The sequence below is a fragment of the Marinimicrobium sp. C6131 genome (assembly GCF_026153455.1).
Taxonomy (GTDB): Bacteria; Pseudomonadota; Gammaproteobacteria; order Pseudomonadales; family Cellvibrionaceae; genus Marinimicrobium.
In genome coordinates this window covers 3,704,484-3,716,544 of sequence record NZ_CP110629.1, presented here as the reverse complement: position 1 = coordinate 3,716,544, position 12,061 = coordinate 3,704,484, and the positions used below count along the sequence as shown (strand labels likewise).

General features: G+C 52.2%; 8 protein-coding genes. All 8 read right to left on the bottom strand.

The window, feature by feature from the left end:
- Nucleotides 1-143: 143 nt before the first annotated feature.
- A complete protein-coding gene (locus tag OOT55_RS15870) occupies nt 144-1,250 on the bottom strand; it encodes a Gfo/Idh/MocA family protein (protein ID WP_265366816.1) in 1,107 nt (368 codons plus the stop codon).
- A gap of 3 nt (nt 1,251-1,253) precedes the next feature.
- A complete protein-coding gene (locus OOT55_RS15865; RefSeq protein ID WP_265366815.1) occupies nt 1,254-2,648 on the bottom strand; it encodes a divalent metal cation transporter in 1,395 nt (464 codons plus the stop codon).
- Between the two features lie 56 nt (nt 2,649-2,704).
- The gene (locus OOT55_RS15860) at nt 2,705-3,898 is read right to left on the bottom strand and encodes a Gfo/Idh/MocA family protein (protein WP_265366814.1); all 1,194 of its coding nucleotides are present in this window, start codon (nt 3,896-3,898) and stop codon (nt 2,705-2,707) included.
- Nucleotides 3,899-3,900: 2 nt separating this feature from the next.
- Nucleotides 3,901-6,327 carry a PVC-type heme-binding CxxCH protein gene (locus OOT55_RS15855; protein WP_265366813.1) on the bottom strand — a complete coding sequence of 809 codons (2,427 nt, stop codon included), beginning with the start codon at nt 6,325-6,327 and terminating at the stop codon, nt 3,901-3,903.
- Between the two features lie 3 nt (nt 6,328-6,330).
- Nucleotides 6,331-7,035, bottom strand: a complete 705-nt coding sequence (locus tag OOT55_RS15850; protein WP_265366812.1) for a 3-keto-disaccharide hydrolase — start codon at nt 7,033-7,035, stop codon at nt 6,331-6,333.
- 287 nt (nt 7,036-7,322) lie between these two features.
- Nucleotides 7,323-9,530 carry a TonB-dependent receptor gene (locus OOT55_RS15845; protein ID WP_265366811.1) on the bottom strand — a complete coding sequence of 736 codons (2,208 nt, stop codon included), beginning with the start codon at nt 9,528-9,530 and terminating at the stop codon, nt 7,323-7,325.
- A 444-nt stretch (nt 9,531-9,974) separates the two neighbouring features.
- Nucleotides 9,975-10,706: a FadR/GntR family transcriptional regulator gene (locus tag OOT55_RS15840; RefSeq protein WP_265366810.1), complete on the bottom strand. Its 732-nt coding sequence runs from the start codon at nt 10,704-10,706 to the stop codon at nt 9,975-9,977.
- Between the two features lie 104 nt (nt 10,707-10,810).
- On the bottom strand, nt 10,811-12,019 hold the full coding sequence (manD, locus tag OOT55_RS15835) for a D-mannonate dehydratase ManD (protein WP_265366809.1): 1,209 nt from the start codon (nt 12,017-12,019) through the stop codon (nt 10,811-10,813).
- Nucleotides 12,020-12,061: the final 42 nt, after the last annotated feature.

The following is a 12,061-nucleotide window of genomic DNA, read 5'->3' as shown; positions in this document are numbered from 1 at the left end:
AGAAAAGTCCCTCTGGGGTCTGTCGGGTTACGCTGCGCTAACCCGACCTACAGGATCGCTGGACTTCCGAGCTGGTCGTCGGGTTACGCTGCGCTAACCCGACCTACGGGATCGCTCGGTGCCGGACCTTCTGGTAGGTCGGGTTAGCGCAGCGTAACCCGACGACCTTCATCCGCCATCTCCTGCGCTTTCAGACTCAACTCGGCGGCCTTGAACACATGCGCCTGACTCATGGCAGTCTCGGTCCGGTGCAGACAATCCAGAATCAGCTGACCAAAATACGGGAAACTCGACTGCCCCAGACAGTCAATTTCCCGCTCACCCTGAGCATTGGTCAAAAACACCTTTGATGCCGGCGCCTGTCTTGCCACGTCGTTGTATTTACGACACTCAATATTCCCTTCGGTACCGAGAATAAAGGTGCGGCCATCACCCCAGGTCGCCTGTCCATCGCTGGTAAACCAATCAACCCGGGTATAGAAGGACGCACCATTGTCCCCCGTCATGGACATCTCACCGAAATCTTCCAGCTCGGGTTTGTCGGCATTGTTCAGATTACAGGCCCGCGCAAAATTGATGCTTGCCTCTGTGACACCTGCATAGGTCAAAAACTGCTCCACCTGGTGTGAACCGATATCCGTCAGAATGCCGCCATACTGATTCTTATCAAAAAACCAGTCGGGGCGGGTCGCCTTGGACAATCGATGGGGTGCGAGATTGATGACCTGAAGTACCCGACCAATCGCCCCTTCGGCAATCAGTTCTCCCGCCGCCCAGGCCGCTTCATTGTGTAACCGCTCGGCGTAGTACACCGCATACTTGCGCTCCGTTTGCGCCACCACCTGTTTGACCCGATCGAGCTGCTCCAGGGTGGTGAACGGCGCCTTGTCGGTAAAGTAATCCTTTCCGGCCTGCATCACCTGAACGCCAATGTCCGCCCGCACATTGGGGATCGCTGCGGATGCCACCAATAACGTTTTGTCATCGGCCAGTATCTGATCAAAGCTGTCAGCCACCTTGGCTTGGGGATACTTTTCGCAGAAGGCCGCCAGCTTTTTGGGATCCGGATCGTACACATAGCGAAGCGTTCCGCCGGCCTGCAACAGGCCATTGGTCTGCCCATAAATATGGCCGTGATCCAGCCAGGCGACCGAAAAGCCGAATTCCTCAGGTGCAACGACTTTTTCCGATTTACCAAGCGGCGCGTAATTGGCGCCGTCTTTTATGTCTATTGAAGAAGATTCTGCCATGTTCTACACCAGTTGTACCCAGGTTGAATAAGCCACACTGGCCATTACAGTCACAATACATAACACCATTGCCAGATTAAAAAACACTCTGTTTAATCCGGTTGGCATGGCGTCACCCAGGTAACTGGGTCTATTGTGCAAAATTGCCCAGCCGATATACGCAATGGGTAGCAACAACCCACATATTGCCGACGTGGGCAAAACCACGTAGGGGCCCATGGTTGACCAGACAAATACACCCAATACCGCCGGGGTCGGTGATAGCAAAGCCAACTTGTACTTCAAGCTCCCCTCCGGCCAATTGAACATGGCTGCCGCGGCAGAGCCGCAACACAGCATGTGCATAACCAGGGAACCGACCGCCATGCCCAATATCCCAAAAGCAAAGATCAGGCGACTGGTCACTTCATCCAACCCTGCGGACATAAACATCTTGCCCGCAACCGCAGGGCTCAGTTTGCCTTGAATATCCATATCAGAATTGAAAAAAGCCCCTGCCGCCGCAATCGAGATCAAGCTGGTGACCAGAACGTAAGGCAACACCAAACCAAAGCCGATATCGTACCGTGAGAGCTCGACGTGCGCTGGCGTCCACTTTTTATACAAAAGCGTATAGCCATAGATAAAGGTCATATTAATACCCACCGCGCTTCCCAGCGCCGCCATCATTATAGTGACGCCCTCTGCATCCTGAGGCAGTGAAGTGGGAATATAACCAGCCATCACAGCTCCCCAATCGACCTTCCCATTCAAGCTCGCACTGATAACCACCCAAGCAAAGGCAAAAATTACCGACCCACTCAGTAGTTTAATACCGGTCTCGAATATCTTGATCGCATTGGCCTTACCCGACCTATTTCCGCCTGACTCGCCGGCCTGTTCACCATATTTCCATGCGGTGTATGCGCAGCCCGCCCAGACCAGAATCGCCAGAGCCAACAGATACATATCACGTCCAACCGTGTTCCCCTCATCCACGGACCACCCTGTGGATACCACGACAATTTCTTCAATCATTCCGGCACTGAGCGGATAGTGAGCGAACCCCCAGATAATACTGGAAGCAAATGCTGCGATCGCCCAAAGCCATGCCAACGGGGCGTTGACATACTTTTTCATTGCTTCAAAAGGTTTGATCTGGGTATGCAGGGTTTGATGCGATAGCGCAAATAACATCACGCAGCCAATGATCATTGATACCGGCTGCACCCATAGAAACTCGTACCCAAACAAAGCACCAATGGTCAGGGAAGTAACGGCACTCCCGCCGCCAAGAGTCATGGCGCCCTGCAACCATCCGGGACCGCTCAGTATCAGATAGGTTGGAACCCGGGCGTACCAGGGCTTAGCGGAAATGCGGCTTAAGGTTGCCAGCTCATTATTAGCGGAGTCACTCATACTGGATCCTGGATTTCATTGAATAGTCTGTAGGATAAAAGGCAATCGATGTTCGCTCAGCGATACGAGGCTGACATATCGACCTTGGCCTTTCTATTCGACTTTTTACGAAGCGATGACGAAGCAATCCTGTCCTCCAGCGCCGCTTGATAAGTCTGTCGATCAAGCGGTAGCTTTACCGGTCTCTTAAGCCATGTCGATAACAACATGGCGTTGGCTATATCCAAGGACGCCAGGCCCTGCTCCGCAGGAGTTAGAAGTGTCTCGCCCTTTCGGATGGCATCCACAAAGTTGGTCATGATCAGGGCGTGCTGATTCACTTTGCCACCCGTACTGACAATCTCGGAGTGGCTCTCAGGCATACCGAACATATCGTCGGTCTGTCGATTGAACTCCGATGTACTCTGCTGGTTTCGGACCAAGGTAAGCTGACCCGAATCAAAGTGTAAGCTGCCCCTGTCGCCGATCACATCGAAACGATTGACGCCCGGAGCCTCACCGGTAGAGCCGACAAACAATCCCGTGGCGCCATTGGGGTAGCGCAGATACGCCGTCACTTCATCTTCAACTTCGATCTGATGATACTTTCCGAACTCACAGAACCCGTGAATCTCGTTGGGAAGACCACAGATCCACTGAAATACATCCAGATTGTGAATGCACTGGTTGAGCAGTACACCACCGCCCTCTCCCCTCCAGGTAGCGCGCCAGTCACTGACCTCAAAATAGATCTCAGGCCTGAACCAGTTGGTCATGGTCCAATGGGTTCTTTGGATCGGCCCCAAAACGCCACTCTCCACAATTTCCTTCATTTTGCTGAAGGTGGGATCGGTCCGCTGATTCAGCATCAACGCAAACACGGTATTCTCGTCGGCGTACTGAAGAAGCGTTTCACCTTCAAACGAAGACAGACCGATCGGCTTCTCCAGCATCACATGAAGCTTCCGCTCCAGGGCGTACTTGGCCATGGAGAAGTGCTGCATGGTGGGCGAGGCAATGATCAACGCATCCACCAGCCCCGAATCGCACAACGCGCGGTAATCAGAGAAGTGCTGTACCCCAAGCTCATCCGATAGTTCGGAGCCACTGCGCGAACAAATGGCTCCAATTTCACAACCCTGAACCGCTCCATCGACGATATTCTGAATGTGTTGCCGGGCAATATTTCCCAGGCCCACAATGCCGACACGAACCGCAGGCAAGTTATTCTCTACTGAGCCGTCAGAAGGCCCCTGGTTAGGTTTTTCCATGACTATCGACCTAAATCACTGGCTGTATACGGTTGATTCTGTGTTGCGCTTTGCTCTCGAATCTCTCTGACCTCATCGGCACTGACAGCACCTGCCGCATTACCCCAATTATTTCGGATGTACGTGGCGATATCAGCATGATCCTGATCACTAAAGCTGTCATTATCGGCCAGCCCGGGCATAACGAGAGGAAATTCATATTCAACATCATTGACCTTGATCGGACCACGCAAGCCGTGCAGAAGAACTCTAATCAGTACTTCCGATTCACCGGTGACCCAATCACTATTGGCCAGCGGCGGCGCCATACCCTCCTGACCTTTCCCATGCTGGCCATGGCAACCCGCACAGGCAGCACGGCCTTCATACATCTCCTGGCCCCTCATATACTGGATCTGTTCCCTGGTCACGAGATAATCTACGTTACTTTCAACAATCTGTTGGTTTCCCACCAGATTCAGGAGACTACTTAGCTTCTCATTAATGTCATCACCTAGGTAGGACTCCAACTCTTGCTCTCGACCCGCAATTCCGCTGACCACTGCCTCGTTGATCAGTGGCCGATCGCCATACTCATTCAACACCGACGTCAACAGCTCCATCGTGCTGTCAATTTTCAGCTCTCCGGCACTCAATGCCAATTGCAGCGCAATCTCATAGTCGCTGGTCGACAATCTGACAAGATCCGTCGCAAATTCCTGCTGTTCATTCTCAGAAAGGCGTGTCAGCAACTCAATCGCTGAAACGTTTACTTTAGCGTGCGGCGAATTCAAACCGGCTCGGATGCTTTCCCGGTTGACAGCTTTCAGCCCTTCCAAGGTCCACAGCGCATTGATCTGAGCTCGATGGTCGTTGCTTGTTACCACAAGCCGAGTAATTTCTTCCGCGACACTTCTGTCATTGCGTTGGACAATCAGGCGTCTGGCGGTATCCCGGTGCCAACCATTCGCATGAGCCAAGTATGGCACCAGCTGCGAACTGGTTTTATTGAGCAACTGAGGCTTTTCCGGCAACTCATTCTCAGCCCAACGCAACCGGTATATCCTGCCCATATTGTTGTTATTTTCGTCCAGGTCACGAGCTTCAGACTGTTCCCGCAAATAGGTAGTCAGAAACTCCTTATGCTGAATTACGCCATGGTACATATCGACTATGTATAAGGTTCCGTCAGGTGCTGTATAAAGATTGACCGGCCGAAAACGCTCGTCAGTAGATGCCAGCATCTCACTTTGCGGATAGAGCTCCTCACCGCTCAGCTCGCCCTGCCCCTCAACGATACGCCTGGCGGAAATCAGGTTGGCTGCCGGCTCAGGAACGAAAGTCACACCGTAATACTCATCAGGAAACTGATTGCCCCGATAAACCACACTGCCGCTAGAGGCGGTAAAGTTGACCAGTTTGCCCTTGTCGGGCCCTTCGGAAACCAGTGTCTCCGGCAAATAGGCTCGATTCACACCGGGATTGATTCGCACGGGGTATACCCGCTTGTCGCCGATGCTATGGGCTTTTATCTCCTGAACCAGGCCGGGGTTACGGTTTAGCGAATTAGGACGTAAAAATTCCCCCTGTACAGGTACGCTATTCCAGTTATGGAAAAGTCGACCATAATCGTCCATGCTGATGCCCCACTGTCCACGGGATTCCGTTTTGGAGAGCGCCATCTTCCAGTATTGATTACGATAGACCTCTTCGGATCCTTCAGGTAGCTTTTCATCCAAAGGAAGGACTTTGTAGCGACGATCACTTTTCGCGTTGTAGTACCAGTTGTCCAGAGCGTAGAGCATTCCATTGGGCTTATGCTCTACACTGCCGCCCCGTGCGTAATCCGGATCAACCACTTCGCGAACACCCAGCTCATCCCCCGCCTTGACTTCGGCGAAGTACAGTTGGGTCTGGTCGGAGTACAGAATGCCACCTTTTACCAGCGCTATGGTGCGGGGCAGGATAATATCGTCAAGAAATACCGTTCGCTTATCCACCTTCCCGTCGCCATCGGTATCATCCAGAATGGCAATGCTTCCAACGGGAATTTCTTCATTATTGCCATCCAGATCCGGCATGAACGTGGTCATTTCCGCAACCCACATACGCCCGTCACCGTCAAAGCTCAAGGCCACTGGATTGAAGACATAGGGCTCGGCCGCGACGTTCTCCAACTCAAAACCCGACTGTATCTGCATGGACGCCAAGGCCTCGGGAACCGTCAGAACCGGTGCGGGCGGAATATCCTCGGCGGCAATGGGCGGCGTCATGTCGTGACCTTCGCGATCACCCAGGTTTGTTGTCGTCGCCTCGGTTTCCGATGTCCCGGAGCCAGACTGAGAATCGTCCTCTAACACCGCATACGAACAACCTACAATCGAGAGGCCAACCAGGGTATGAGCCAATACGGCTACACTATTCTTCTTGAAATTTTTATCTGTCCGCACAACCTACTCCAACTCAGTAATAGTGACATTTCGAAAACGTACAATATTGTTGGTACGGCCGGTCTCTTTCAATAATTGACTGCCATGATGTTGCAAGCCGATAAAACCTTCACTGTCCTTGGTGTCTCGAACATGGGTGGTCAGAACGCCATTGACATATATCTTAATATCACTTCCTCGGCACTCGATTCGGTACTTGTTCCACTCGAGATGGCGATAGGCGTTGGCCATTTCATCGGTCCAGCCAGACAGATAGTTTTCTTTAAAATCTTCATCAGGTTCAGAGCGCGTTGGGTGCACCGGGTGCAGCCATTGACGACGAGCCTGATCATAAAGCCCGCCGCTCCACTTACGATCACTCGGATCAATTTCGGCCTGATAGCCCATAGCCTCTCGATCATCTCCGGTCGTTTTAACCTGGCCTCTGAACATTATGCCCGAGTTGCTGTATTCGTTGACGTCGGGCATGATCACTTCCGCCGTCAGAATAAAATCTTGGTAGCGTTTTTTGGTCGTCAAGAACCAATTACCGGTTGAGCGAAGTATCAACTCACCGTTTTCGACTCTAGCCTCACCATAATTATAAATATTCTCAAAATGACTCAGGGAGTCATCGATAAGGTTAGTTGAACCGGGCTCGGCTTTCTTTTGCGTCGAACAGCCAGCAATTGAGATTGTTGCGAGAAAGATAATTATTAATTTTTTCATGACTAAGCCGTCCATATTTAGGAGAACTTTACATATCCAACGAGCGAATTCGGTCACCGCAAAGCGGTAAGGCCACCTTATCGCTTTACCTGACTGCTTGCAATACACAATATAGTAACTTTACGTTTCCCCACAAAGCACTACTGCGGCGCTGAAGCGCAAAGCAAAAAGCCGAGGCTTGAATGACAAGCCCCGGATAAAGTGTGCACATCCCTGTTAATCCGACTGGCTTCCACACTGGGCAGCTACCCCAAGTGAGAGAGAGAACACGGGTAGCCGCCAGATTCCTAGAAATTGAGCTTGAGCTTCACCCCCGCATAACGCTGTGCGGCACGGGGCACCTGGTGGGTCAGCACGCTTTCCCCGCCAAATAGCCCTTGCGACTGTCCGGCCCCGCTCACATAGGACTCATCGGTCACATTGTTGACAAACAGGGTCAGTTTATAGGCATCGTCCTTATCGCGAATACCGACATTCAGATTGAATATGCCGTAAGCATCCTGGTAGGTCGTCGGGTCATTCAGCAGACTGAATCTAACTTCATCCTGCCACTGATAAGAACCGTTGATGAAGCCATCAAAAGGCATGTCATCGAAGCGCCAATCATAGTTTGCCCCCAGGGTCACTTTGAGATCCGGCGAGTTATTCAGCTTAGTGCCGCTCAAATCCTGCTTTCCATCCACGCAGCCCTGAGCTTCCGTCTGAAGGCCATAGCAATCAGCTCCGGTAAACTCGTCGATTTCTGCGTCGATCAAGGCCAATCCCATATCGACCTGAAGATTTTCAGTCAAAAGTGCGACTGCATCAACTTCAACACCGGATGTTTGCAGATCGCCCACGTTATTCAGCTTGAATTCAAGCGTTTGGGTCTCCGCATTAGTCACGGTGCTTTGCGCCTGAAAACCCTCATAGGAGGTTGAGAACAAAGTGGTGTTCAGCTGAAGCCGACGGTTCAAGAAGGTACCTTTCATACCAAGCTCGAAAGAGTCAGAGGTCTCTGCACCTACCGGAGATTCAGCAGAGCTCTCAGAGAAGGAGCTGGTAATGTCATAACCCTCACCTTTATGACCCTGACTGTAGCTAGCAAAGAACATCAGATCACCCGCAGTGAAATATTGGAGGGACAATTTCCCCAAAACCACATCATCTGAAGATGTGCCAGTAAGAGGATCATCTCCCGGCCGCAGGAAACTCACACCAATATCTTCTTCATGGTAGCGCAGTCCACCAATCATGGTCAGACTGTTGTTGATCGAATACTTACCCTGAGCAAACACGGCAGCAATCTCATTGTCCGCCTCGGCGCTCCAGTCAGCGACAAACACGGGGCCTCGCTGGAACCAGCGGGAATTATCCTTTTTCTCAAAGTACAGGCCCGCCACGTAGTCGAACTTATCGTATGCAGGCGATGTCAATCGAAATTCTTGCGTCAGAAGATCTGTTTCATAACCAGATGATTGATTCAACTCAAAGGTCTGGGTCGCATCAATATCCTGGAAAAACGTATATTCCCATTTCCGAAGCCCGGTGATGGACGCCAGGGTGTGTTCACCCATGTCGTACTCAGCCTTCAGTGTGGTTGACCAGTCATCGGAAGTATTTCGCGGCTCGGCATCTATTCGAACCTGGTCGTTCTCTCTAGAAGGTGTAATACCTTCCAGCCATACCGCTGGAGGGTCGCCGTTGATATTGCGAGCTTCGGGAGATGCATAGTTGAAGGGCGACGCACAGCAGTTATCTTCCGACTCATTGATATCCGCAATTAGCGTCAGTGTCAGATCCGCGCTCGCATCCCAACGGAATTTTGAACGGAGGCCTTTACTTTCCTTGCCGTTAATGGTGTTGCCGGTATGCAGGTTTTCAACATGACCTTCGTAATCTGAATGATAACCACTGACCCGGACACCCAGGGTATCGGTCAACATGCCTGACGCCGAGCCCAGCACGCGAACCTCTTCATCATCGGTCGCACTCAACTCGATCGTGGCTTCGGGGTACTCGGACGGGCCCTTGGTGGTGATATTGATCACACCAGCGGACGCGCTCTTCCCGAACAAAGTGCTCTGCGGCCCACGCAACACTTCTATTCGCTCAACATCCACCAGATTCGAAAAGGCCTGAGCGCTCGCGGCGACGGGCACATCGTCGATAATCACCGCAACGCTAGGCTCAATACTCATGCCGAACGCAAAAGTACCAATACCCCGCAGTGCAATCGGACTGTTATTGGCTTGATCACCCTGGGTAATGGTCAATGACGGCGACACCTTGGTCAGGTCATTGAAATCGTTCACGCCCATATTCTCCAGGCTTTCGCTATCGATGGCCGACACCGCTACAGGAATGTCCTGGGCGCTCTCCTCCCGCTTCTGGGCGGTGACAAGCACCTCTTCAAGCTGCGGTTGGGCCTGGACTGCGCCCGGAAAGCCAATACCTGCACTCAACAGGCCAACTACGATGCTGAGTCGCTTCTTTGACAGGATGTTTACGCTCATAACTAACGCCTCATTTATTTAATATTAGAGCGTCAGTGGGAACCTCGCTGATGCCAACGCCGCTACAGCTCTTGTGGACATCCGCTTTATCCAAAGCGCCACAAACTACCCGCTGCAACATCCTAACGGCGCCCCAAAGACGCCTCTTGGCTGATTGAAGTCTCTCCTACCCCTTTTGTGGTCGAGCGACGAGGACAGATTACCGATCCTCATGCTGACTGCGTGTTTGCGCATGCTCGCCAAGGCCATATGGCCAAGTGGTAAGGCCACCTTAACCCCGTAAACCTTAGGAGTCAAGCAATTGCTTGTACTTTTTTTGAACAAAAAATGAGCGGTAGTGCAAATTACAGGGTATAGATAGACCGAAGAGGGGGGGGGGGACGGGAAGGAGCCACAGGTGCACCGCCAGGTTGAGGAGTACACCTTTATTAATGGCCTATGGGATCAGTCGTCTTCGTCTACAGAATCAATGTTGCCAGCACCGTCATCCAAAAGCGCCCAGTCCCGCTCCAACGCCCTTGAAATATGGGCTCTCATCGCATTCTTTGCGGCAATTGGATCCCGGTTTTTCAGCGCATTAAAGATTCGGCGATGCTCGTTCACAGAAGGGTGCACACCCTCTTCTCGCACCCTCTTGTGAAACAGAGTGCTAATCTCGGACTCATTCCTGAGCTGCCACAACCACCTTACGGTGGCCGCCAGCGCACTGTTTTGGGAGGCTTCCGCGATAATGCAGTGAAAACGCTCATCGGCGCGCTCCGTCACACTCCCTTCAGCCCCCTCGTCTTCCATTTCCCGCAAGGCAAGCTCGAGATCCATTAATTGCTGCTGGGTAATCCGTGCCGCCGCCAGCGCCACCGTTTCGGTTTCCAGGCAGCGGCGGGCCTCAAGGATCTCAAACGGTCCCGGCCCCTCATCCCTAACCTCCAGCTCTTGCGGCGAGCGCTGCTTGACCACGTAGATCCCACGCCCGGTTCGGATCTCCACCAGTCCGGCAATTTCCAGGGCAATCATGGCCTCACGAATAGTGGGCCGACTGACATCAAATTTAACCGCCAGGTCCCGCTCGGAGGGAAGTCGTCCGCCCGGTTTGATTTTTCCGGCTTTGATCTGCGACTCGATTTGACCGGCGACCTCGAGGTAAAGTCGACGGACTTTGACTGCCTGTATTTCCATTGGCGCTGCTCTATTGTGTTGGTTAACATATCTGGTGGTCAGGCCAACAATAATCGCATCAGTCTGCTCTCGAGTCAATCCATCCCTGGATACCTTCAACCCCATTACCAGTTATACATGGTGCCGTCTTCCAGACGATTGACCGGCAAGTACGCCGGACTGTACGGATATTTTGCGGCCAGCTTTTCATCAATATCTACACCATGGCCCGGGGCGCTTCCTGCGTACAGATAGCCTTTATCGAAGTGGTAGTCGTGGGGAAACACCTCGTCAGTCTGCTCGGTGTGGCGCATATACTCCTGGATGCCAAAGTTTGGTACCCAGGTATCAAAGTGCAGCGCGGCACCCATACAGACGGGAGAAAGGTCTGTCGCGCCATGACTGCCCGTACGGACCTGATACAGGTCCGCCAGATTCGCAATTCGCCGAAGGTGGGTGATACCACCGGCATGCACCACCGTGGTGCGAATATAGTCAATCAGTTGCTCGGTGATCAGTTGTTGACAGTCAAAGATGGAGTTGAAGATTTCCCCCACGGCCAAGGGGGTTGTCGTGTGCTGACGGATCAGGCGGAAACTCTCCTGGTTTTCCGCGGGAACAGAGTCCTCCAACCAGAACAGGCGATAGGGCTCAAGATCCTTGCCCACGCGAGCGGCCTGAATCGGTGTCAGCCGGTGATGGGCATCGTGAAGCAAGTGGTGCTCGAAGCCGAATTTCTCCCTGAGCTTATCGAAAAGCTTAGGGACATGGTTCATATATTTCTCAGTGGACCAGACGTTTTCAGAGGGTAAATCCGAGTCCGCCGGCTCATAGTACATTTTCTCTTTGGCGACCCCATAGGTGGAGGGAATCCCGGGAATGCCGGACTGGGCACGAATGGCTTTGTAACCAAGATCAATATACTTGGCCACCTCATCCACCGTCTCCTCAATATCCACGCCATTCGCATGTCCATAAACCATCACGCCATCTCGTGACCGTCCGCCAAGCAACTCATAAAGCGGAAGTCCGGCAATTTTTCCTTTAATATCCCACAGAGCCGTATCTATACCCGCAATAGCGGTCATGGTAACCGGTCCACGACGCCAATATGCACCTCGATACAGGTACTGCCAGATATCTTCAATCTGTTGAGGATCTCGCCCTATCAGACAGGGAAACAGATGATCCTCCAGATAAGAAACGACCGACAGTTCACGTCCGTTAAGTGTCGCATCGCCAATCCCGTATACACCCTCATCAGTCTCGATCTTTACGGTCACGAAGTTTCGACCCGGACAGGTCACAATCACTTTACAGTTTACAATTTTCATAAAAATAACCACTTCAACAGGTATTACCGAATATCAGCCGGG